Source organism: Mycoplana dimorpha (assembly GCF_003046475.1).
Lineage (GTDB): Bacteria > Pseudomonadota > Alphaproteobacteria > Rhizobiales > Rhizobiaceae > Mycoplana > Mycoplana dimorpha.
This window is the reverse complement of sequence record NZ_PZZZ01000002.1, coordinates 396,734-419,542: the sequence shown is the minus strand read 5'-3', so window position 1 is coordinate 419,542 and position 22,809 is coordinate 396,734. Positions and strand designations below refer to the sequence as shown.

21 protein-coding genes and 1 pseudogene are annotated in these 22,809 nt (G+C 65.9%); 11 read left to right on the top strand and 11 right to left on the bottom strand.

Annotation, left to right across the window (positions count from 1 at the left end):
- Window positions 1-108: 108 nt before the first annotated feature.
- The 4 genes from C7449_RS05610 to C7449_RS05595 form a co-directional block, all read right to left on the bottom strand.
- Complete coding sequence (locus C7449_RS05610) at window positions 109-2,379, bottom strand: hybrid sensor histidine kinase/response regulator (RefSeq protein ID WP_108002071.1); 2,271 nt, start codon at window positions 2,377-2,379, stop codon at window positions 109-111.
- Window positions 2,380-2,441: 62 nt separating this feature from the next.
- Window positions 2,442-2,939: a signal peptidase II gene (gene lspA / locus C7449_RS05605; protein WP_108001794.1), complete on the bottom strand. Its 498-nt coding sequence runs from the start codon at window positions 2,937-2,939 to the stop codon at window positions 2,442-2,444.
- The gene (locus C7449_RS05600; RefSeq protein ID WP_108001793.1) at window positions 2,936-3,796 is read right to left on the bottom strand and encodes a TrmH family RNA methyltransferase; all 861 of its coding nucleotides are present in this window, start codon (window positions 3,794-3,796) and stop codon (window positions 2,936-2,938) included. The genes lspA and C7449_RS05600 overlap by 4 nt, the downstream gene beginning before the upstream one ends.
- Window positions 3,793-4,959, bottom strand: a complete 1,167-nt coding sequence (locus C7449_RS05595) for a class I SAM-dependent rRNA methyltransferase (protein ID WP_108001792.1) — start codon at window positions 4,957-4,959, stop codon at window positions 3,793-3,795. Before C7449_RS05595 ends, C7449_RS05600 begins: the two co-directional genes overlap by 4 nt.
- Window positions 4,960-5,094: 135 nt before the next feature.
- On the opposite strand from C7449_RS05595, the gene C7449_RS05590 reads away from it, so the two are divergent.
- A complete protein-coding gene (locus tag C7449_RS05590; RefSeq protein WP_108001791.1) occupies window positions 5,095-5,547 on the top strand; it encodes an SRPBCC family protein in 453 nt (150 codons plus the stop codon).
- Between the two features lie 215 nt (window positions 5,548-5,762).
- Here the strand turns inward: C7449_RS05590 and C7449_RS05585 are convergent, their stop codons facing one another.
- Genes C7449_RS05585 through sppA form a run of 3 tightly spaced genes read right to left on the bottom strand, consistent with a single transcriptional unit; the run spans window position 5,763 to window position 7,438 of the window.
- Window positions 5,763-6,104, bottom strand: coding sequence for a LapA family protein (locus C7449_RS05585; RefSeq protein WP_108001790.1), 342 nt, complete (start codon window positions 6,102-6,104; stop codon window positions 5,763-5,765).
- A 53-nt stretch (window positions 6,105-6,157) separates the two neighbouring features.
- Window positions 6,158-6,460 carry an integration host factor subunit beta gene (locus tag C7449_RS05580; RefSeq protein WP_108001789.1) on the bottom strand — a complete coding sequence of 101 codons (303 nt, stop codon included), beginning with the start codon at window positions 6,458-6,460 and terminating at the stop codon, window positions 6,158-6,160.
- Window positions 6,461-6,487: 27 nt separating this feature from the next.
- The gene (sppA, locus tag C7449_RS05575) at window positions 6,488-7,438 is read right to left on the bottom strand and encodes a signal peptide peptidase SppA (protein WP_108001788.1); all 951 of its coding nucleotides are present in this window, start codon (window positions 7,436-7,438) and stop codon (window positions 6,488-6,490) included.
- A 223-nt stretch (window positions 7,439-7,661) separates the two neighbouring features.
- On the opposite strand from sppA, the gene lptC reads away from it, so the two are divergent.
- From lptC to ptsN, 6 genes and pseudogenes are all read left to right on the top strand, one after another.
- Window positions 7,662-8,324 (top strand): LPS export ABC transporter periplasmic protein LptC, encoded by a 663-nt coding sequence (gene lptC, locus C7449_RS05570; protein ID WP_108001787.1) that lies wholly within the window; start codon window positions 7,662-7,664, stop codon window positions 8,322-8,324.
- Window positions 8,325-8,331: 7 nt separating this feature from the next.
- Complete coding sequence (locus tag C7449_RS05565) at window positions 8,332-8,904, top strand: LptA/OstA family protein (protein ID WP_108001786.1); 573 nt, start codon at window positions 8,332-8,334, stop codon at window positions 8,902-8,904.
- Window positions 8,905-8,924: 20 nt separating this feature from the next.
- Entirely contained in the window at window positions 8,925-9,710 is a 786-nt protein-coding gene (lptB, locus tag C7449_RS05560; RefSeq protein ID WP_108001785.1) for an LPS export ABC transporter ATP-binding protein, read from the top strand.
- 244 nt (window positions 9,711-9,954) lie between these two features.
- A pseudogene (rpoN, locus tag C7449_RS05555) lies at window positions 9,955-11,520 on the top strand (RNA polymerase factor sigma-54); the annotation flags it as partial.
- A 246-nt stretch (window positions 11,521-11,766) separates the two neighbouring features.
- Window positions 11,767-12,339, top strand: coding sequence for a ribosome hibernation-promoting factor, HPF/YfiA family (hpf, locus tag C7449_RS05550; RefSeq protein ID WP_108001783.1), 573 nt, complete (start codon window positions 11,767-11,769; stop codon window positions 12,337-12,339).
- Window positions 12,340-12,411: 72 nt separating this feature from the next.
- A complete protein-coding gene (gene ptsN / locus C7449_RS05545) occupies window positions 12,412-12,873 on the top strand; it encodes a PTS IIA-like nitrogen regulatory protein PtsN (RefSeq protein WP_108001782.1) in 462 nt (153 codons plus the stop codon).
- Window positions 12,874-13,056: 183 nt separating this feature from the next.
- Here ptsN and C7449_RS05540 read toward each other — a convergent pair whose 3' ends face one another.
- From C7449_RS05540 to hrcA, 3 genes are all read right to left on the bottom strand, one after another.
- Window positions 13,057-15,024: a BCCT family transporter gene (locus tag C7449_RS05540; protein ID WP_108001781.1), complete on the bottom strand. Its 1,968-nt coding sequence runs from the start codon at window positions 15,022-15,024 to the stop codon at window positions 13,057-13,059.
- 211 nt (window positions 15,025-15,235) lie between these two features.
- On the bottom strand, window positions 15,236-15,859 hold the full coding sequence (gene grpE, locus C7449_RS05535) for a nucleotide exchange factor GrpE (RefSeq protein WP_108001780.1): 624 nt from the start codon (window positions 15,857-15,859) through the stop codon (window positions 15,236-15,238).
- 224 nt (window positions 15,860-16,083) lie between these two features.
- The gene (gene hrcA / locus C7449_RS05530) at window positions 16,084-17,163 is read right to left on the bottom strand and encodes a heat-inducible transcriptional repressor HrcA (protein WP_108001779.1); all 1,080 of its coding nucleotides are present in this window, start codon (window positions 17,161-17,163) and stop codon (window positions 16,084-16,086) included.
- Between the two features lie 163 nt (window positions 17,164-17,326).
- On the opposite strand from hrcA, the gene rph reads away from it, so the two are divergent.
- The 4 genes from rph (at window position 17,327) to hemW (ending at window position 20,487) form a co-directional block, all read left to right on the top strand.
- On the top strand, window positions 17,327-18,043 hold the full coding sequence (gene rph / locus C7449_RS05525) for a ribonuclease PH (protein ID WP_108001778.1): 717 nt from the start codon (window positions 17,327-17,329) through the stop codon (window positions 18,041-18,043).
- A gap of 164 nt (window positions 18,044-18,207) precedes the next feature.
- Window positions 18,208-18,627, top strand: coding sequence for a VOC family protein (locus C7449_RS05520; RefSeq protein ID WP_108001777.1), 420 nt, complete (start codon window positions 18,208-18,210; stop codon window positions 18,625-18,627).
- Between the two features lie 11 nt (window positions 18,628-18,638).
- The gene (rdgB, locus tag C7449_RS05515; protein ID WP_108001776.1) at window positions 18,639-19,283 is read left to right on the top strand and encodes an RdgB/HAM1 family non-canonical purine NTP pyrophosphatase; all 645 of its coding nucleotides are present in this window, start codon (window positions 18,639-18,641) and stop codon (window positions 19,281-19,283) included.
- 7 nt (window positions 19,284-19,290) lie between these two features.
- Window positions 19,291-20,487 (top strand): radical SAM family heme chaperone HemW, encoded by a 1,197-nt coding sequence (hemW, locus tag C7449_RS05510; protein WP_108001775.1) that lies wholly within the window; start codon window positions 19,291-19,293, stop codon window positions 20,485-20,487.
- Between the two features lie 397 nt (window positions 20,488-20,884).
- Here hemW and dnaA read toward each other — a convergent pair whose 3' ends face one another.
- Window positions 20,885-22,435 carry a chromosomal replication initiator protein DnaA gene (dnaA, locus tag C7449_RS05505; protein WP_108001774.1) on the bottom strand — a complete coding sequence of 517 codons (1,551 nt, stop codon included), beginning with the start codon at window positions 22,433-22,435 and terminating at the stop codon, window positions 20,885-20,887.
- Between the last annotated feature and the right edge of the window lie 374 nt (window positions 22,436-22,809).

Genomic DNA, 22,809 nt, shown 5'->3' with positions numbered 1-22,809 from the left:
GCGACAGCACCGTGACATCGGCGGGGGGACCATAGGGGCGGGCGCAGCGGCCGGCAAGCCCGTCTTTCCTGCGCCGCAGCCGGAGGCGGGAAGCGAGCCCTTCGGAAGCTAAGAGTGCACCGCGATGAGCCGTGATACCTCGCCGAGCAGAACCTGCAGGTCGGCGGGCTTGAGAAGGACCGCTGCGGCGCCGCAGGCGATCAGTTCCGCGCTGAGTTCGGGGCTCGCTTCCGCCGTCAGCACGATCACCGGCAGGCGGTGCCGATCGTCGCCGACGAGCCGGCGCACGACGGCATGCCCGTCACCGCCCGGCATGCGGAGATCGGTGATCACGACGACGGGCGGAGCCTCCGGCTGGTCCAGTGCGCGCAGGAGTGCAGGAAAATCTTCGACCAGGCTCACCTCGAATCCGGCCCTTGCCAGCACCGAACGGGTCAGCATGGCGTTCACCGGATCGTCCTCGGCAAGCAGGATCCGTCCCGAGCCCACGGACGGGACCGGTCCCACTTCGGCGCACGGCTCGTCAGGCGGCGGCCGGTTGTCGTTGATCGCGTCGCGAATCTCGATGCCTTTCATGCGGCCGCGCAGCACCTCCACCAGCGAGCGCTCGCGCAAGGGGCGGATCAGCCAGGCGTCGTAGCCCTCCCCGTTGCCGATCGCCCGGCCGGTGCGTTCCTCGGGGTTGACGAGGTAGATCCGGCGGACCCGCCGGTCGGCGAAGGCTGGAAGCTCGGCGAGCTCGCGCCGGAACTCGGCGGAAAGCCTGTTGTCGACGATGACGTCGGTCAGCTCCCCGGCGGCCGCCCCCTGCGCAAAGGCCAGCGCTCCGGCGAGGTCGGCCAGGTGGCGGCAGTTCCCGCCCAGCGTCTCGATCGTCCGCTGCAGCGCCCTGGCGGCAGGTCCGTCTGGAGCATAAAGGAACACCCGGGACCCCCGCAGCGGTACCCCCTGCCCCGTCATGGCGGCTGTCGTCGGCGCCGCCGGCATGCGGATCGTGAAGACGGAACCGCGCCCCGGCTGACTCGAGAGCGTCAGCGCGCCACCGGCCTCGCGCAGGATGCGCGCCGAGATCGCAAGGCCAAGGCCCGCTCCGCCGCGCCGCTGCGTCAGCGCTCCCGCCTGCTCGAAGGCATCGAAGATCCGCGCCTGGTCCTCGGCGCTCATGCCCGGGCCGGTGTCTGCCACCCGCACGACAAGATGGCCGGCCTCGACCGTGGTCTCGAGAAAGACCCCGCCGGATTGGGTGAACTTCACCGCATTGCCGAGCACGTTGTAGAGCACCTGCCGCAGCCGCGGCCCGTCGAGGAGCATCACCGTGGGGACCTCGGCCGACACGAAGGAACCGATCTCGATTCCTTTTTCGTGCGCCCGCGGCGACAGCATTTCCACCACGCCTTCGAGCAGCGGCCGGAACGGCTCCTCGCTCGGACGCAACTGGAAGCGACCGGCCTCGATAGTGGCGAAGTCGAGAAGGTCGTCAACAAGCTGGACGAGAGCATGGCCGGACTGGCGGATACCGGCCAGGTAGTTCTTCTGCTCGGCCGTCAGCCGTGTCTGGCCGATCAGGTGCGACATGCCGAGAATGCCGGACAGCGGCGTGCGGATTTCGTGGCTGACCGTGGCGAGCAGCTGCGATTTCGCCTCGCTTGCGATCTCGGCCCGGCGGCGGGCGAGCTCGCGCTCTTGCTCTGCCCTGCGTTCCTCGGTGACGTCGCGGGCGATGCTGTGGACCACCAGGTCGCCGGCGGCATGATCGCGCATGGTGATGTCGTGCCAGGCGTAGATGCGCGCGCCATCGGGGGTCGCGATCTCGACATCGTGACGATGTGGCAGCTCACGCGCGCGGAACTCGAGCCCGAGCTGCGCGCAGGTCAGCCCGGTTGGATCGACGGGGCCGACGAGATCCCTGAGCACGGCGTTGGCGCGGAGGATGCGCCCATCCAGCGACCGCACCACGACGATGTCGCGCAGCATGTCGTGGATCGCGGCGGTGACCGCCGCCGTCTCGTCCTGCTCCCAGGTCCGGTCGCGGTGATCTTCGGCGTGGCCGCGCAGGCGCCGCTCCGCCTTCAGCCCGCCACGCAAGACAATGAGCGCACTCGCGATCCCGGCGACGGCGAGAGCAGGCGCCGCGGCGTAGAATCCCCCCAGCAAGCCGGCAACCAGCACGAGCCCCGCCGAAAGCACCGCAACGCCTATAATGATGCCGGTCAGGATGGCCGGATCGGCTGGGACCTTTTTCCCGCTCGCCCGCAACGTGGATACAGGCGAGGCCGCACCGGCCGCGCCGCCTTGCTGGCGATGCGGGCCTTGCCGTTGTTGCGGCTCCTGCGCAAATTCCGCCCGGAGCCGGCGCTGAAGTTTCGCCGGTTCGCTCATGGCGCCGATGTAGCACGCCACCCGTTCAGAACGGCTTTTGCAATCCGCTCGGATTTTAACGATCAGGCCTTGCTCTTGCGCGCCCGCGTCAGCAACAGCTCATCGAGCAGGATGACGCCGGCGCCGATGGTGATGAAGCTGTCGGCGAGATTGAAAACGGCAAAGGACCAGGTCGCGGTGTAGAACAGCACATAGTCGATGACGTAGCCGAACAGCAGCCGATCGACGAGATTTCCGATCGCCCCGGCTATGATCAGCGCGTAGCCCGCATGGGCCAGCCCCCGCGCCTTCGGCGTCTGCCGCCACAGCCAGATCACGAAGGCGACGACGACGAGCCGCAAGCCGACGATGAACCAGCCCTCCATGCCCGACAGCATCGAGAAGGCAACGCCGAAATTGTAGGTGCGGTAGAGCGCCAGCATCGGAACGACATGCACGGGCTGTTCGAACGGCAACCAGGTCTCCACTGCCAGCTTGACCAACTGGTCGAGGACCACCGCAAGCAGCACGAACGTGACGACCGGGAGCGGGCGGGAGAAGAAGGGGGGCCGGTCGATCATGCCGAAGCCTCCAGCGACAGCAGGTGGCGGCGGGCCTCGAACAGCATGATGCCGGTGGCGATCGCAAGGTTCAGGCTGTCGGCCCGGCCGGCTTGCGGAATGCGCGCCAGCGCATCGGCCTCGCGCGCCAGTTCGTCGGGAATGCCTGCCTGCTCGTTGCCCATCAAGAGCACCACCGGCTGCTTGCCGTAGTCGATGGTGCGGTAGTCGACGGCACCGGCCAGGTGGGTGGCGACGATCTTTGCGCCGACATCCTTTCGCCAGCGCAGGAAATCGCCGACGGATGCCTTGGCGACCGGCATCGCGAAGACCGAGCCCATGGTCGCCCGCACTGTTTCGAGTGAAAAGGGATCGGTGGTGTCGCCGAGGAGGATGACGCCACTGGCGCCTGCGGCATCGGCGGTGCGGATGATCGTGCCGAGATTGCCCGGGTCGCGCACCCGGTCGAGCGCCACATAGGTCTCGCCCGCCTTCGGGCGGATGTCCTTCAGCGTCGCGTAACGCTGCTCGAACACGCCGACCACCATCTGCGGATTGTCGCGCCGGGTGATCGCCGACATCACCTTCTCGCTGACCTCCAGCACCAGTCCGCCCTTCGCAAATGTCCTTGCGGCCACCTGCTCCACCTGCGGCTTGCCCTTGGCGGCCTTGGCATAGACCAGCGTGCGGATCGTCCAGCCGAGTTCGAGCGCGTCGATCACCAGCTTCAATCCTTCGGCGATGAAGGTCTTCGTCTCGTCGCGCGCCTTCTTCTGCGCCAGCGCCTTGATGTCCTTGACGATCGGATTGGCGAGGCTCGTCACCTCCTTGACCTGTCCGACGCGATGGGGCCCGTGTTCGCGGTGATGTTCGCTCATGCGGAGGTCCAGCGGCTGAAGAGGGAGGTGGAAAGCGCGCGTCCGGGCGTCCGGCCGTCGATGCCGCCCTCGCGGATGACGAGTTCGCCGGATTCGACCAGCCCGCCGCGGCCGCGCATCGTCTCGCGCACCAGCTCGTGAATCGAGTAGAAGCTCGCCCGGATCGAATAGGCGGTCAGCACCAGCGCCGCTTCGGCCGGCGCCAGGATCTCGCGGCAGACGTCGAGCATCAGCGGCAGGTTGTCGAAGAGCTGCCAGACCTCGCCGTTAGGGCCGCGCCCAAATTTCGGCGGGTCGGCGAGGATGATGTCGTAGCGGCTGCCGCGGCGCTCCTCGCGCAGGATGAACTTCATTGCGTCTTCACAGATCCAGCGGATCGGCAGCTTCTCGCCGCGCCCCAGCGCCTGGTTCTCGCGCGCCCAGCCGATCGCCTTCTTCGAGGCGTCGACATGGGTCACTTCGGCACCGGCGCGGGCGGCAACCAGCGAGGCGACGCCGGTATAGCCGAACAGGTTCAGCACCTTCAGCGGCCGGTCGGCCGCCTCGACGCGCGCCTTCATCCAGCTCCAGTGCGCCAATTGCTCGGGAAAGACGCCGACATGGCGAAAGGCGGTGAAGCGGCCGTAGAAGTCGGTGTCGAGCAGCCGCATCGGCCAGGTCTCGCCAAGGGCCGCGCCCGGAAAGCGCCAGCGGCCCATGCCGTCCTCGTCGGTGTCGCCGGTGAAGATCGCGTCCGCCTTGTCCCAGACATGGGTCGGCAGGCTGCGCGGCCATAGCGCCTGCGCCTCCGGACGGACGATCCGGTATGGGCCGTACTGCTCGAGCTTTTCGCCGGCGCCGCTGTCGATGAGGCGATAGTCGTCCGTGCCGGCCGTCTCGAGGATCAGCGGCACCCGCTCGGCGGGCACTTCGCCGGTGCGAACGATGAGACGGCGCTGCGATTCGACGGCCGCCGGTGCGCGTGCTCCGCTAGCCGGAGCCCGGTTCCTCGCTTCGCCGCGGACTTCTCCCGGCGCGGGCCGACGTGACGGCGCCTGCTGGGCGCCGGTCTTGGACGCCGCCTTGTCAGCCTTGCGAGGCGCCGAAGCCGGTCGCGGGCGCTGGGCTCGTGCGACGCCTGTGGCGGCGGTGCCCTTGTTCTGCCGGCGGTTCTTGTCCTTCACGTCGCAGTCCGTCTTCGGTTCAGTGCAAGCGGACGAAGATCCGCGGGGAAAGCGAGACCAAATAGCATTGCTCACCCACTTGGCAAAGCGCTTTCCGATCTGCGATAAATCGAGCGGAGCCAGGAGGAGGACGCCATGGACATGTCTGGTGAAGAGCGGATCGCCGCGCCGCGCGATGCCGTCTGGGCGGCGCTCAACGATCCCGAGATCCTGAAGGCCTGCATTCCCGGCTGCCAGTCGCTGACGATGAAGTCGCCGACCGAGCTCGAGGCCACCGTCAAGATCAAGATCGGCCCGGTGTCGGCCACCTTCAACGGCGAGGTGACGCTGTCCGATCTGAACCCGCCGCAGAGCTATACGATCTCCGGCGAAGGCAAGGGCGGTATCGCCGGCTTCGCCAAGGGCGGCGCCGACGTCACCCTCGCCGAAGACGGCAACGACACGATCCTGTCCTACACCGTCAAGGCGCAGGTCGGCGGCAAGCTCGCACAGCTTGGCTCCCGCCTGATCGATTCCACCTCGAAGAAGCTTGCAGCGCAGTTCTTCACCGATCTCAGCGAGCGGCTGAATAGCGGAACGAACGCCTGACATCGCGGCTGCCCCCGCCGATCGGCGAGGCCCCACCGCGTACCTGCATTGCCCTCGCCTTACCTCCATCCGCCCCCGCAAGCGGGGAGAGGGTACCGGTCGGCCCATCGTCTTCGCCCCATTGAGGAGCAGGCTGCCTGATGAAGGATTGACAGACGGCGGGACGTACCTGCGGTGGTTCAGGGGCGGTGGCGCCCGCTCGGCGCTGCCGACAACTACTTCTGCACCGGAAGAAGCGACTGCGCGGCGAGCGTTTCGGCGCGCGCCTTATGCTTGTCGGCCTCGGTCTGCCACTTCATGGCCTCGACCGCCTCGGTGCGGGCGCGCTTGCGGTACCTGTGCTGGCTGACCCAGGTGGCGAGTGCGCCGATGACCATGCCGATAAGCAGGGCGAGGAAGAGATAGACGAAGAACGGCGCCGTCGTCGAAAGCATCGAATCATCCGGTCGGAACGGATTCAGTGCCAGCCGCACCGGTTGCCGGTTGGCAACCGACAGGACGATCAGGATGACGCCGACCGGCGCCAGCACGAGGATGTTGACGATCTTCCTGAACATGGAGCCGCCTCCCGCATTTGGATGTTAGGGTGGGCCGCGGCGCGGCGCCGAGGTCAGTCGGCGTCCTTGTCCGCGTGGTCGGGGTTGAGCCGCTCGCGCAGTTCCTTGCCGGTCTTGAAGAAGGGAACCCACTTCTCCTCGACGAAGACGGAATCGCCGGTCCGCGGGTTGCGACCCGAACGCGAGGGGCGGTTCTTTACTGAGAAGGCGCCGAAGCCGCGCAGCTCGACCCGGTTGCCGGCAGCGAGTGCATCGGAGATTTCGTCCAGCACCGCGTTGACGATGTTCTCGACGTCGCGATGGTAAAGATGCGGATTACGAGCGGCGACGATCTGTACCAATTCAGACTTGATCACTGTAGCCCCCTCAAAACGCGTGTATTTTCAAGGCCCAACCTGCCAAACCGAGACAAGACCGTCAAGGAACAACTTTTCGCCGCCGAGCTTTTCGAGCGCCTTGGAAGGGGCCACGTCGAAACCCAGCAGCCCCCTCATCCAGTCGGCCCCGTCAAGACTGAAGCCGAACAGGCCGGCGCGGCGCGGCGCCTCGTAGTCGATGACCGGCAGGTTCTTGTCGAGCGACCGCGTTGATAGGTAGGCGCGGATTTCTTCCTCGCCGCCGAGGGTGTCGACGAGCTTGGCCTGCAGGGCCTGCCGGCCGGTGTAGATGCTGCCGTCGGCGAGCCGCAGCACGTCCTCGCGCGGTAGCTTGCGGCGATCGGCGACGAGATCGACGAACCAGGCAAAGCTGTCGTCCACCATGCGGCGGATCATCGCCTTGGCTTCCTCGCTCGCCGGGTGGAACGGCGACGGCTCTGCCTTCAACGGCGCCGACTTGATCTCGTCGAGCGAGACGCCGACCTTGTCCATCAGGTCCTTCAGCTGCGGATACTGGAAAATGACGCCGATCGAGCCGGTGATCGAGCTGTCGCCGGCGATGATCGTGTCGCCTGCCGCAGCGATCATGTAGCCGGCCGAAGCAGCGAGCGTGCGCACATCGGCAACAACCGGCTTCTTCTCGGCCACCTTGCGCAACGCCTTGAAGATCACCTCGCCGCCATAGGTGGTGCCGCCCGGCGAATTGATCGAAACCACCAGCGCCTTGGCCCGGTCGTTCTTGGCGATGCGGTCGAGCCGTTCCAGCAGTTCGCGGTCGTCGGTGATGATGCCGTGGATGGAGACTCGGGCGACATGCTCCTGGGTGGCCGCCTGTGGCGGCCAGTTCAACGCGATCACCACAAACGCCGCGATCACCGCGATCAGCGAGGCGAAGACGCGCCAGAAAGTGAGCTTGCGGCGCAACTGCCGCCGGTCGGCAATGGTGGACTGGTTCATCGCGAAAGGTCCCCGTGCGGTCGTTCCTGCAGCAAAGGGACACGTCCCATTTGCCAAGTGCCTCTTCGATATGGCATTAGCAGCACAAATAGCAATTCATCCTAGCCGTTTTTGGGCATCCATTGGTTGTTCAGGGAATAATCGCCATATCGGGCCCGTTATTCCCCAAGGCGGCTGATCCGGCACGGGTCCTGCGATCGAGGCCCGAACAACGAATAGGCATATGCTGACGACAGTCGCTGATACGTATCTCGCCGAACCCCGGGCGTCGACGGAGGCTTACCGCCGCGCCGCGCGCCATTCCGCGCGCGTGCGCACCCTCAAGATCGCCCTACCGGTGCTTGGGCTGCTGATCGCCGGCATCTTCGCCGTCGTTTCGATCGTCAGCACCTACCTGCCCGACGAACTCGATGTCGAAAGCGCGACGATCGAGGACGGCAAGGTGGTGATGAAGAACCCGGCCATCTCGGGGCGCAACCGGGACGGCATCAGCTATTCGATGCGGGCCGACCGGGCCCTGCAGGACATGAAGAACCCCGACATCATCCAGCTCGAAAACATTCGCGCCAAGATGCCGGTCAACGAAAATCTGATGGCCCAGGTCGATGCCGTCACCGGCATCTATGACCGCGGCCGTAACGTCCTCGACATGACCGCGCCCTTCACCATCAGCCTCAACACCGGCCTGGAGGCCGCTTTCCGCGACGCGCATCTGGACATCAACGGCGGCCGGATGGCCACTCAGCAGCCGGTCACCATCCAGTCGAAGGAAGCTTCGATTGTTGCGCAGTCGCTGCGAATGACGGATAAAGGGCAGACCGTCGTCTTTGAGGGAGACGTCGTCGTCAATGTCGATCCCGCCGCCATCCGCAACAGAGAGAAGTAGGGCCACGATGTCCGCATTTTCTGAACCCGCGCAAAGACATGCCATTCTCCCGCTTCTCGCCGCCGGCCTCGTCCTGGCCGCGAGCGCAGCAACAGCGCAGGAAACCACGAGCCAGCTGAAGGGGCTTCAGCTGTCCAACGATAAGCCGATCCAGATCCAGAGCGACAGGCTGGAGATCCAGCAGCAGTCGAATACCGCCCAGTTCTCCGGCAACGTCAAGGTCGTGCAGGGCACCACGACGTTGCAGGCCGGCAGCATGGTTGTGCACTACACCGCCCAGGGCGGCGGCTCCATTTCCAGCGGTGACGCGGACATCGAAAAGATCGATGTGGCCGACAAGGTCTTCCTGCAGTCGGGCACCCAGGAGGCGACCGCCGATACCGGCACGTTCAACCTGGTCGACCAGGTCTTCGTGCTGAAGGGCGACAAGGTGGTGCTGTCGGAGGGCAAGAACGTCTTCGTCGGCTGCCAGCTGACCGTCCTGATGAAAACCGGCGAGGCCAAGCTCGACGCCTGCGGCGGCCGCGTGATGATCCAGCTCGACCCGAAGTCCCGCAAACCGACGAACCCACGCCCGTGACACTTGTATCGCTGCCCCGCATGACGCGCCGAGCAAAGAAGCCTGCGCCCGAGGCTGTCCGCACCCTCGACGCCTCGCGCTATGAAGGCACGCTGATCGCCCGCAACCTGACCAAGACCTATGGGGGACGGCGGGTCGTCGACGGCGTGTCGCTCGTCGTGCGGCGGGGCGAGGCGGTCGGGCTGCTCGGGCCAAACGGCGCCGGCAAGACCACCTGCTTCTACATGATCACCGGGCTGGTGCCGGTCGTCGAAGGCACGATCGAGCTGAACGGCAACGACGTGACGACCATGCCGATGTACCGTCGGGCCCGTCTGGGCGTCGGCTACCTGCCGCAGGAGGCCTCGATCTTCCGCGGACTGAGCGTCGAGCAGAACATCCGCGCCGTGCTCGAAGTGCACGACCGGGACAAGACGCGCCGCGAGCGCAAGCTCGACAGCCTCCTCGACGAGTTCTCGATCTCACACCTGCGCAAATCGGCGGCGATCGCCCTGTCCGGTGGCGAGCGGCGGCGGCTCGAAATCGCCCGCGCACTGGCCACCGACCCGACCTTCATGCTGCTCGACGAACCCTTCGCAGGCGTCGATCCGATCTCGGTTTCCGACATTCAGGCGCTGGTGCGGCACCTGACCTCGCGCGGCATCGGCGTGTTGATCACCGACCACAACGTGCGCGAGACGCTGGGGCTGATAGACCGCGCCTACATCATCCATGCCGGCGAGGTGCTGACCCACGGCCGCGCCAACGACATCGTCTCCAATCCCGACGTGCGGCGCCTCTATCTCGGCGACAATTTCAGCCTCTAGCGGCAAGGACGTCACGGCGGCGGCGAATTTGACCGCCTTGCGATGCGGTCGCTTGACCCGGCACGACAAACAAGCAATTTTTGGACCAGTCCGAATGCCGGGCCGGCGGCATGCCGCGTCAACGCCGGTTCACGCCAGCGGCAAGCCTCCTGCAAATCCCGCCATCCCCGGCAAATCCAACGGCCTGTGGCGTCCTGATCGACCGGGACGGCATGCGGCGGCGTAGAGGAGTTTGAGCGTCCGCATGGCACTCGCAGCCAGCCTTCTTCTGCGGCAAAGCCAGTCCCTGGTGATGACGCCGCAACTGATGCAGTCGATCCAGCTGCTGCAGATGACCCATCTGGAACTGATGCAGTTCATCGAAAACGAGGTGGAGAAAAACCCTCTCCTCGAACTCGTCGCCGGCGAGGACACAGGGCGCGGGGGCGACGACGCCCGCTCGACGGGGGAGGATTACTACGCCGTCAATGAGGAGCGTCCCGTCGAGGGCAAAGCATCTGGAGACGGCGGGGCCGGCGACCTCTACGACACGGCGACTGCCGGCAGCGCCGGCACCATGACGGAATCGTTCGATGCCAGCCTGGAAAACGTCTTTCCCGACGATGCCGGGCCGCGCGCTGCGGACGCGCCGGAACTGCTGGGGCAGTGGAAATCGATGCCGGGGGCGGCCGACGGGGCCGGCTACGATCTGGAGGACTACGTTTCGGCCCCGATGTCGCTGCGCGACCATCTCGCCGCCCAGGTTCCGTTCGCGCTCGCCTCCCCGGTCGATCGGCTGATCGCCGCCCACCTGATCGACCAGCTCGACGAGGCCGGCTATCTGCCTGCCGAGCTGCAGGCGATCGCGCAACACTTGGCCAAGCCGATCGGCGAGGTCGAGCGAGTGCTCGGTACGCTGCAGGAGCTGGATCCGCCCGGCGTCTTCGCCCGCTCGCTCGCGGAGTGCCTGGCGATCCAGCTTCGCGCCCGCGACCGATTCGACCCGGCCATGGCGGCGCTGGTCGGCAATCTCGAACTCCTGGCGCGCCGCGACTTCCAGACGCTGAGGAAGCTCTGCGGCGTTGACGAGGAGGACCTCGTCGACATGCTGGCGGAAATCCGCAAGCTCGACCCCAAGCCGGGCGCCCGCTTCCAGCCCGGCCCGTCGGAAGCCGTCGTACCCGACGTCGTCGTGCGGGCAGCGCCCGACGGCAGCTGGCTCGTCGAACTCAACCCCGAGGCACTGCCGCGCGTGCTGGTGAACAACGACTACTACGCCGCCGTCTCGCGACACGCCGGGCGGACCGGGGAGAATCAGGCGTTCCTGAGCGAGTGCCTGCAGAACGCCAACTGGCTGACCCGCAGCCTCGACCAGCGGGCCAAAACCATCATGAAGGTGGCAAGCGAGATCGTCCGCCGCCAGGACGCCTTTCTCCTCCATGGCATCGACCATCTGCGGCCGCTGAACCTCAAGACCGTGGCCGATGCCATCAATATGCACGAATCGACCGTCAGCCGCGTCACGTCCAACAAGTACATGCTGACGCCGCGCGGCCTTTTCGAGCTGAAATACTTCTTCACGGTCTCGATCGGCGCGACCGCCGGAGGGGACGGCCACTCGGCCGAATCCGTCCGCCATCGGATCCGCGCCCTGATCGCCCTCGAGGCGCCCGAAGCGGTGTTGTCGGACGACGACATCGTCGACATCCTGAACAAGGGCGGCGTCGAGATCGCCCGCCGGACCGTTGCGAAATACCGCGAAGCGATGAACATCCCCTCCTCCGTCCAACGCCGCCGCGAAAAGCGGGCCCTGGCCAAGGCGACCGGCTTCAAGGCCGGGGAACCAAGCCCTGGCCAAAACGTTAGCAGCACGACTATCGATGGCGCTGTTGACTTGCCCTCAGGGACAGGCTAGATGCCCGCCCCAATTCAGGGGTATTAAGAACCGGCTCCAAGTATCCCCGTTTTCCTCCCCCGGCAGGACGCACGAAGGAGCGCTGCCAGCGCGAAGTGCTTGGATGAAGGGGTTGGTTGGAATAGACTGTCACGCGCAGATCACATTGAGAGAGGAAACTCCATGAGTGTGCGTGTCTCCGGCAAACATATGGAAATTGGCGACGCGTTCCGGTTGCGAATCGAAGAGCAGATCGGGGCGTCGGTAACCAAGTATTTCGATGGAGGATTTTCGAGCCAGGTCACCGTGGAAAAGTCCGGTCCGCGATTCAGCGCCGACTGCAAGGTTCACCTCGACACTGGTGCCGCCCTGCAGGCCACCGGCGAGGCGAACGACCCGATCCTGGCCTTCGACGCGGCTTCGGAGCGGATCGAAAAACGCCTTCGCCGGTACAAGCGCAGACTGAAGGACCATCACAACGGCAACGGCCAGGACACGTATGCGGAAGTCGCATACACCGTCATGGATTCCTTTCCGGATGAGGACGAACTCCCCGAGAACTACGCTCCGACCATCATTGCGGAGAGCACCAAGAAGCTCGAGACCATGTCGGTCGCGAGCGCCGTCATGGCTCTGGATATGACCGACGAGCCGGTTCTACTCTTCCGCAGTGTCGACCAGGAGCAGCTCAACATCGTCTATCGGCGTAATGACGGCAATATTGGCTGGATAGATGCAGCCAGTATTAAAGGCTAAAGTGGGGAGGAAGCGATCCGGGCTGGGCGCTTCCTGCTTCGTTCCTTCACTGCGGCTCACGAGGACAGAAGAATGGCATTGGCAGGTTTGCTGCAGCAGAGTGCGATTATTCCGGCGATGAAGGCCAACTCGAAGAAGCAGTTGCTTCAGGAGCTGGCGATAAAGGCGGCAAAAATCACCGGACTTCCCGAACGGGAGATTTTCGACGTCATCCTCCAGCGGGAGCGACTCGGATCGACCGGGGTTGGAAACGGAATCGCCATCCCGCACGGAAAGCTCAAGGATCTTGCGCAGATCACCGGAGTGTTCGCCCGTCTTGAAGCGCCGGTGGACTTCGAGGCGCTGGACGATCAGCCCGTCGATCTCGTCTTCCTTCTGCTGGCTCCCGAGGGGGCCGGCGCCGACCACCTGAAGGCCCTTTCGCGCATCGCCCGGGTGCTGCGTGATCCGACCATGGTGGCCAAGCTGCGCGCCTCGGATTCGGCGACGGCGATCTACGCCTGCCTCAGCGAAGAACAGGCCAACGCCGCCTGACATTGCGGCCGGGCACGGCGCGCGGCCTCGCCCCTTCACGCATAGCTGCCGGGGGCCAGGCTGCTTCGCCGGACATCGGCACAAGCGACTGGAACAGCCGGCCACACGCAGCGGGTTTGCTCTCTGGAGCAGCCGATCCGGCGAGCTGCCGGCGCGCCGAAGTCCCTTCCCTTTTCGCGTCTCTCATGCCGTGATCGCCAGGTAATGGCGGTAGCGGCCATAGTGGTTGACGATGTCGGCAATGACCTGGTCGAGATCGTAGCCGTAGATGTCGTAGCCGCGGCTGCCCTGGGCGAGGAACACCTCGGCGCGATAATAGCGGTTGCGTCCGCCCTCCTTGCGGGAAGCGTCGGTGACGACGAAAGCCGGAATCGGCTTGCTGACGGGGCGGACCTCATAGACGAAGGGCGGCACCGTCTCGCCATGGCTGATGACGAAGCGCAGGCCGTCCGAGGTCTTTTCGATGCCGGCGTCGATGTGCTCGGGCTTCTCCAGTTCGCGCGCCACGCTTTCGAAGGCCTTGGCCACGGTCGTGGCGATGAACCGTTCCACCTGGAGCCTGCCGGGGTGGTCGATGATGGCGCTAATGCGCCGCCGCCAGAATCGCGCCGCCTCGTGCGGCACCATCGGCGCCGCCGGCAGGCTGGCGCTGGTCGTCAGCGCCACCTCGTCGCTCAACGCCTTCCAGATGCCGTAGCACATCAGCACCATGAGCACGGCAAGCGGCAGAGCCGCGATCACCGCTGCCATCTGCACGGCGCCCAGCCCGCCGGCCAGCAACAGGCAGGCAGCGACCCCGCCGCAGACGAGCGACCAGAACACCCGGAGCCACAGCACCGGCTCCTCGTTCCCTTGCGAGGTTATCATGGCGATCACCAGCGCGCCGGCGTCGGAGGCGGTGACGAAATAGACCGCAACCAGCAGGCCCGTGAGCCAGGCGAGGAAGCTTGACCAGGGCAGGTACTCGAAGACGGTGAACAGCGCGATCGGCATGTTTCCCGCCACGGTCGTGGCGATCTGGCCGTTCGCCTCGTGGATGTCGAGCCAGATAGCGACGTCGCCGAAGACCGTGAACCAGATGAAACTGAAGCCCGCCGGGGCGAAGAGCACGCCCAGCAGGAACTGGCGGATGGTGCGCCCGCGCGAGATGCGGGCAATGAACAGACCGACGAAGGGCGACCAGGAAATCCACCAGCCCCAATAGAACAACGTCCAGGTGCCCACCCATTCCGTCGGCTCGTAGGCATAGATGTGAAAGGTGCGCCCAATGAAGCCGTTCAGGTAGAGGCCGATGTTCTCAACGAACGCCTGCAGCAGGAAGCGCGTCGGCCCGAGCGCCAAAATCAGGAACATCAGGATGAAGGAGACGATGATGATCATCTCGCTAAGCCGGCGAATGCCGTTGTCGAGCCCGGTCGCGACCGTAACGGTCGCAAGCCCGGTGACGATCCCGATCAGCACGAGCTGGGTTGGAAGGTTCTGCGCCAGGCCGAACAGGTAGGCGCCGGTGGCGTTGAGCTGGGCGACCCCCAGGCCAAGCGACGTGGCAAGTCCCGCCAGCGTGCCGACCACGGCGAAGATGTCGATGACGTCGCCGATCGCCCCGTTGATCCGGTCCCCCAGCAAAGGACGGAAGGCCGAGCGTATCACCAGCGGTTCGTCCTTGCGGTAGCCGAAATAGGCGAGCGCCAGCCCCATCACGGCGTAGATCGCCCAGGCGTGCACGCCCCAATGAAAGAAGGTCACTTCCATCGCATCACGCGCGGCCTGCGGGGTGCGGGGTGCAGCATCCGGCGGCGCGCTGAAATGCATGATCGGCTCTGCGACGCCGTAGAAGACGATGCCGATGCCCATGCCGGCGCTGAACAGCATTGCCACCCAGGTGCCGTAGCTGTAATCCGGCTCCGCTTCGTCGGGGCCGAGCTTGATCCGGCCAAGCGGGCTGATGGCAAGCACCAGCAGGAAGATGACGAAGCCGCCGACGGCAAGCATGTAGAACCAGCCAGCCTCGGCAATGATCCAGTCGTTGGCGTGCTTGAATACGGCGGCAGCCGCATCGGGTGCGGCGGAGGCAAATATGATGAGACCCAGCGAGATGATCGCCGAGCCGTAGAAAGAGATGGGCGAGATCCCGGTGAGCGGCTGCTTCATTCCAGACCTCCCTTTCCGCTGCCATTCGGCAACGCGCGGATCGCGCCAGAGGGTAACCCCGGAAGCTCCTCCAGAACAGCCTTTCGTTTTGCCCTGGCGCACGGATCGGCTTACACGCCCCTTCCGCGATCCGTTGCGACACCTCCGGAAAACGAAAAGCCCGGCGCCATCGCGCCGGGCTGTCATCACGTTCCAGCCGAAGAGCCGGCCGTCAGGCCTGCTCGGGCTGGTCGCCGCCGTTGGCCGGCGCCTTCGGGCCGCCCTTTGAGACGCCGACCATGGCCGGGCGCAGCACGCGCTCACCGATGACGTAGCCGTCCTGCACCACCTGCAGGACCGTGCCGTTCGGCACCTCGGCGTTCGGGATCTCGAACATCGCCTGGTGGAAATGCGGGTCGAACCTCTCGCCGATCGGCTCGAGCTTGCGCACGCCATGGCGCTCCAGCGCCGCCAGCATCGAGCGCTCGGTCATCTCGACGCCCTCGATCAAGGCGGTGAACCCGGCTCCGCCGGCTTCGCGCGCCTCGGCCGGTATCGCCTCCAGCCCGCGACGCAGGTTGTCGGACACCCCCAGCATGTCGCGCGCAAAGCCCGCGATGGAGTAGGACTTGGCGTCCTTGATGTCGCGCTCGGTGCGGCGGCGCAGATTGTCCATGTCGGCAGCGAGCCTCAGATATTTGTCGCGCAGCTCGGCGTTCTCCGTCTTCAGTGCTTCAAGCGGATCGGCATCCGCCTGGGGCTGCGCGGCGGCTTCGCTGTTTTCGGGCGACACAGCGGCGGGCTCGGGCTCGTCACCTGGGGCGTCGGGTGCATGCTTGCTGGTATCGTCGGTCATTGGTTTCTCCGGATTGAGAAAACGAGCGCCGGCCCGGGACCGCTCTGTCGCGCCGCCGGGCCATGCGCGGGGTTAAAGTGCCAGAGCGACAGGCGCCCGTGTTGTTCCCGGCTGCCGCGCCCTGGAGGGTACGCATCGGCAGAGGGAGTTGAGGCCGATATCGAGCTTCGGACTGAAAAAATCAAGGCTTGATCGGCGTTCGCAGCCAAGTCCGTCGGCTCGCGTCAACGGGAAAGCTGGGACATCAGCTGGGCCGTATAGTCGACCATCGGCACGATCCGCGAATAGTTCAGCCGCGTCGGCCCGATCACGCCGACCGCGCCGACGATCCGCTCGTCGCTGTCACGGTAAGGGGCCACGATCAGCGACGAGCCGGAAAGCGAGAACAACTTGTTCTCCGACCCGATGAAGATGCGCACGCCCGGACCGGTCTCGGCAAGGTTGAGAAGCTCGATCAGGCTTTCCTTCTTTTCCAGATCGTCGAACAGCATCCTGAGCCGTTCGACGTCGTCGGAACCGGCAACGCCTTCCAGCAGGTTGGCGCGGCCGCGCACGATCAGCCGCGTCGGCCTGGCCTCGTCCGCCCCGCCCGACCAGACGGCGAGCCCGCGCTCGACCAGGTCCTGCGACAGCTGGTCCAGTTCCCGGCGCACGTCGTGGCGCAGCCGTTCCAATTGGGTGCGGGCTTCGCCGATCGTGTTGCCGGCGAGATGGGCGTTGAGGAAATTTGCCGCCTCCGTCAGCTGCGAATTCGTCGTCCCGACCGGCAGTTCGATGATGCGGTTTTCCACCTGATCATGCTCGCCGACCAGCACCACCAGTGCCTTCGTCGGTTCGAGCCGGATGAACTCGACGTGCTTGAGCACGGAGTCGCTCTTCGCCGTGATGACGATGCCGGCGCCGCGGGACATGCCCGACAGCATCTGGCTCGCCTCGCTCATCATCGTCTCGACGCCCTGACCATGCGAGGGGCGATGCACGTGCCGGGCAATCGAGGCCCGATCCTCCTCGGAGATGCTGCCCACCTGCATGAAGGCGTCGACGAAGAAGCGCAGTCCCAACTGGGTCGGCAGCCGGCCGGCGCTGACATGCGGCGAATAGATCAGCCCCAGCGCCTCGAGGTCGCTCATGACGTTGCGTACCGACGCCGGCGACAGCGACATGGGCAGGATGCGGGACAGGCTGCGCGACCCCAACGGCTCCCCGTGCTGCAGGTAGCTCTCGACGATCCGGCGGAAGATCTCGCCGGAACGCTCGTCCAGCGCCTTGTGGATTTCTGTCTCCGTACGGTTCTTCAATGCCATGCCCGCCAAACGCATCCTTTCATGCAGGACTATAGTTATCCTGCGGCCCAGCGCCAATAGGCCGGTTGATTTTCCAGCAGATCGGCCATTCGGCAATTTCCTCGCGGGGCGAACTCGTCTAGAAGCATGGGCGAAACGTTCAAGGCGAGTTACGGAGTTCGCGATGCGGCCGTCAGGCAGAAAAACCGACCAGATGCGCAAGGTCACCTTCGAGCGCAATGTCTCGAAGCACGCAGAGGGCTCCTGCGTCGTCAAGTTCGGCGATACCCATGTGCTGTGCACGGCGAGCCTCGAAGAGAAGACGCCGCCGTGGCTGAGAAACAGCGGCAAGGGCTGGGTCACGGCCGAGTACGGCATGCTGCCGCGCGCCACCGGCGAGCGGATGAAGCGCGAGGCGGCGGCCGGCAAGCAGGGCGGCCGCACCCAGGAGATCCAGCGACTGATCGGCCGTTCGCTGCGCGCCGTCGTCGACCTGACGGCGCTCGGCGAGAAGCAGATCACCATCGACTGCGACGTCCTGCAGGCCGATGGCGGCACCCGCACCGCCGCCATCACCGGCGCCTGGATCGCGCTCCACGACTGCCTGAGGTGGATGGAGGCCCGCGGCATGGTCAAGGTCGAGAAGGTCCTGAAGGACCATGTCGCCGCGATCTCCTGCGGCATCTTCGCCAGCCAGTCGGTGATCGACCTCGATTATCTCGAGGATTCTGCCGCCGAGACGGACGCCAATTTCGTCATGACCGGGTCTGGCGGCATCGTCGAGATCCAGGGCACCGCCGAGGGCAAGCCGTTCACCGAGGAAGAGTTTGCCGGACTGATGGCGCTCGCCCGCACCGGCATCGCCGAACTGGTGGAAATGCAGAAGCAGGCCATCGCCTGAAATTTGCCCCCTCGCCGGCTTCTTTACCGCCGGCGAGACTTAATCCCTACATGGCGTCGGCCACGCCGGGACGCCCCTTGCATCGAGCGGGCCGGCGGCCAATATGGGTGGCCCATGCCGGCCTAAAGCGACCGGCCGAGGGGGCGAGCGGCCGAGGGCGCGATATGGAAACCGCAAAGCTGGAAGGCATCCTCGAAACCGCCCTCTACGCCGAAGACCTTAACGCGGCGGAAGCCTTCTATGGCGGCCTGCTCGGCCTCGAGAAGATCAGTCGCCATGGCGGGCGTCACGTCTTCTACCGCTGCGGTCCGGGCGTGCTGCTGATCTTCAATCCCAAGGAGACAGCCGTGCCGCCGCCGCCGCATGCGCTGCCGGTTCCGGTGCACGGCACGACCGGCCCCGGCCACGCCTGCTTTCGCGTCTCAGCCAGCGCGCTTGATTTCTGGGCGGAAAAGCTCAAAGAAGCGGGCATCGCCATCGAAGCGGATTTCCGCTGGCCGACCGGCGCCCGATCCATCTATTTCCGCGACCCCGCCGGAAACAGCCTCGAATGCGCCGAACCCGCCCTTTGGGGGCTGACCTGACAGGACAACACATGCGCAAGCTCGATACCCGGACCATCGTCGTCGCCAGCCACAATGCCGGCAAGATCCGCGAGATTCAGGATCTGATCGGCCCGCTCGGCTTCGAAGCGAAGTCCGCCGCCGACCTGAACTTTGCCGAACCCGATGAGACCGGCACCACCTTCGAGGAGAATGCCGCGATCAAGGCGCTGGCGTCCGCAAGGGCCGCCGGCCTGCCGGCGCTGTCGGACGACTCCGGCCTGGTGATCGACGCGCTCGACGGCGCCCCCGGCGTCTACACCGCCAACTGGGCGGAGAAGGAAGACGGCAGCCGCGACTTCTCCATGGCGATGGAGAAGGTTGAACGGGCGCTTGCGGAAAAAGGTGCCGCCACCCCGGCGGACCGCGCCGCCCGGTTCGTCTCCGTCCTCTGCCTCGCCTGGCCGGACGGTCACGCCGAGTTCTTCCGCGGCGAGATCGAGGGCACCGTCGTCTGGCCGCCGCGCGGTACCCAGGGCTTCGGCTACGATCCGGTGTTTCAGCCGGAGAAGCATGACGTCACCTTCGGCGAGATGAGTGCCGAGCAGAAGCACGGCTGGAAGCCGGGCCAGGCCGAAGCACTGTCGCACCGCGCCCGCGCCTTCAAGCGCTTCGTTGAAACCTGCCTGGAAGCGTGAGACGGCGATGACGGCGGTCACCCCCTTCGCACCGCGCCAACCGATCGGCGGCGATCCTTTCGATCCCGGCTTCGGCGTCTATGTGCATTGGCCGTTCTGTGCCGCCAAATGCCCCTATTGCGACTTCAACAGCCATGTCCGCCACCAGGCGGTCGACCAGGAGCGCTTCGTCGCCGCCTTCCTGAAGGAGATGGCGACCATGCGCGCGCTATCGGGCCCGCGCACCGTCACCAGCATCTTCATGGGCGGCGGCACGCCGTCGTTGATGGCGCCTTCGACCGTCGATGCGATCCTGTCGGGGATCGCCCGTCATTGGCATGTGCCCGACGGCATCGAGATCACCATGGAGGCCAATCCCTCCAGCGTCGAGGCGGAGCGCTTCCGCGGCTATCGCGCCGCCGGCGTCAACCGCGTCTCGCTCGGCGTCCAGGCGCTGAACGACCGCGACCTCAAATTCCTCGGCCGCCTGCACGACGTCGCGGACGCGCTGAAGGCGATCCGCCTTGCCCGCGAGATTTTTCCGCGCATGTCCTTCGACCTGATCTATGCCCGGCCCGACCAGACGGTGGCCGAGTGGGACGCCGAACTGCGCCAGGCGGTTTCCTATGCCGTCGACCACCTCTCGCTCTACCAGTTGACCATCGAGGAAGGCACCGCCTTTCACGGCCTGCAAAAAGCCGGCAAGCTGGTCGTTCCCGACGGCGAGCAATCGGCGATCCTCTATGAGGCGACGCAGGAAATCACCGCCCGCGAGGGCCTGCCGGCCTATGAGGTCTCCAACCACGCCCGCCCCGGCGCCGAAAGCCGCCACAACCTCACCTATTGGCGCTACGGCGACTATGCCGGCATCGGCCCGGGCGCCCATGGCCGTCTCTCAACGCAGGGAGCGAAGATCGCCACCGCCACCGAACGCCACCCGGAGACCTGGCTCATGCAGGTCGAGGAGAACGGTCACGGCATGGTCGAGCAGACGGTGCTGGAAATGGAGGAGCAGGCGGATGAGCTGCTGCTGATGGGCCTGCGCCTGACCGAGGGCGTCGACCTCGCCCGCTGGCAGTCGCTTTCCGGCCGCGGCCCGGATCCCGACCGCGAGCAGTTCCTGATCGATCACGGCTTCATCGAGCGCCTCGGCAATTCGCGGCTGCGCTGCACGCCTTCCGGCATGCTGATCCTCGACGCGGTGGTGGCCGACCTCGCCTGCTGACTGGGGTTGTCCTCAACGCCCGACCGTCGCGACTTCCACCAGCCCAGCGCTCCAATAAAAATCCGGCTAAGCTTCGGCCAAGAAGTGCCAGCCTCGTGCAGCGGGCAAACGAGAGCTGGGTGCCGACAGCGCCACCACGCAGTTGACGTGCGTGATTAAAATCGCCGGCGACCGCGCGGGGTTTCGAAAGCACCATATTTCCGATGAGAGCGGGAAGCGCCCGAGACGATGCTCGCCGGCGCCATCTTGGCGCAGAAGCATGACGGCCGGCTGCCCGGATTTACGCGCCGCTCGCATCATCATAGCTGGCTACGCAATCATCGCCTGGGCAAAAAGAAGCCCGGGGTCTCGTACTCCCCGGGCTCAAGGGCCGCATCTCCTGGCGGGTTCGCCGATGCTATTCGTTGATCAGTCGCTTGAGCAGCTCGATCTCGTGGCTGAGCTTGGTGTCGGAGGCGATCAGGTCCTCGATCTTGCGCACCGCGTGCAGCACGGTCGTGTGGTCGCGGCCGCCGAACCGCCGGCCGATCTCCGGGAAGGAGCGCGGCGTCAGCGTCTTGGACAGGTACATGGCGATCTGCCGCGGCATGACGACGACGCGGGTGCGCCGGCTCGACACCAGCTCCTGCCGCGAGACGTTGTAGTGCTTGGCGACGACCCGCTGGATGTCCTCGATGCGCACGCGGCGCGGCTCGCCGGCGGCGACCAGATGCGCCAGCAACTCGTCGACGCGTTCGACCGTGAGCTGGGGCTCGAAGGTGCGGCGGAAAAGCAGCTGGTTGAAGGCACCCTCAAGCTCGCGGCCGCTCGCGGTGATGTTGCGGGCAACGTGGCTGAGGATCTCGGCCGGGATATCCAGGGAGGCGTCCTCCTGGCGGGCCAGTTCGAGACGGCGCTTGAGCATTTCGAGGCGCATCTCATAGTCCGGCGCCTCCATCTCGATGGCGACGCCGCCTTGCAGGCGGGAGCGGACGCGGGGATCCAGCGATTCCAGCTCCCAGGGCGCCCGGTCGGCCGCGACCACCACCTGCTTGGCGGAATCGAGCAGCATGTTGAGCAGATGGCAGAACTCGTTCTGGATCGAGTTGCCCTGCAGGAACTGCATGTCGTCGATGACCAGGAGGTCGATGTTGCGCAGCGTCTCCTTGAGCGACAGCGCGTCATTGTCGCGGATCGCGGTCGCGAAGCGCCACATGAAATACTCGGCCGTGAGGTAGACGACGCGCGGGCTGCGGGCGCTGGACAGCGCCGCGTTGGCGATCGCCTGCAGAAGATGCGTCTTGCCAAGGCCGACGGTTGAATGAAGGAACAGCGGGTTGAAACGCACCGCGCCGGCACCGGCTTCGGCGATCGTCTTGGCGGCGGCGAGCGCAACCCGGTTGGACGACCCCTCGACGAAACTTTCGAACGTGTAGCGCGGGTCGAGCGGCGAGCCGAACAACGGACCCTGGGCGGGCTGGCGCTGCGGCGCCGCCTGCGGGGTGACGCCGGCGACGGCCTGGCCGATCGGCTGCGGACCGGCGGGGCGGCGCGGCTGGGATGCCGCAGCGGTCGCGGCGACCGCAACGGTCTCCTCGACGCGCGGACCGCCGCTGCGGGCTGCCGAGCGCACCAGGATCTCCACCTTGAGGATCTCCGGGTCTTCCTGCTGGAAGAGCGAGGTGATCAGGTCGAGATAGCGGTTGTTGATCCAGGACTTGAGGAAGGTCGTCGGCACCGAGAGCCGGACGACGCTTTTGGAATGGGAGTGCAGCTTGAGCCGCCCGAACCAGCTTGCATAGACGTCCTGGCCGACTTGCGCCTTCAGACGTGCGCTGACCCGATCAAAAAGGACGTCATGCTTGGTATCGGTCGTGTCCCCTGGCTTGTCGCTTGTCTCTGCGATCGCTTTGAGTGCATCGTCCCCATTGCCGAATGCACCAACAGACGTGGCCGTGTTCGCTTGCATTTTGCCGCCTTTCAAGTTCAGTCGCTGCACCGGCAGGTCATGCCGGCACCGTTTGCATTGCCCCCTACGCGCGCTGCCGGAGCCATCGGCGGCGCGGTGTCGGATTTGCCGGTCGCCTCGCCCCCACGAACGCGACCCGCATTTCGGACCCGTAGGCGCTCGGCTTCTGCCGTCGCGCCTGCCTGTCCTTCCCGCCGATGCGCAACTCCTCGTATAGACGCGCAGGCGGGCATTCCCTCATCTGGCAGTTTGCTGCTGCCGTCCTCGCGGCAACACCGGACCTCGTCGACGGCAAGGGATACCGCTCCGGCCAAGCCTTGCGGCGGCCGGTCGACTGCTTCCGGTGTCAGATGAGGCGGAGCTATGCACTCCGC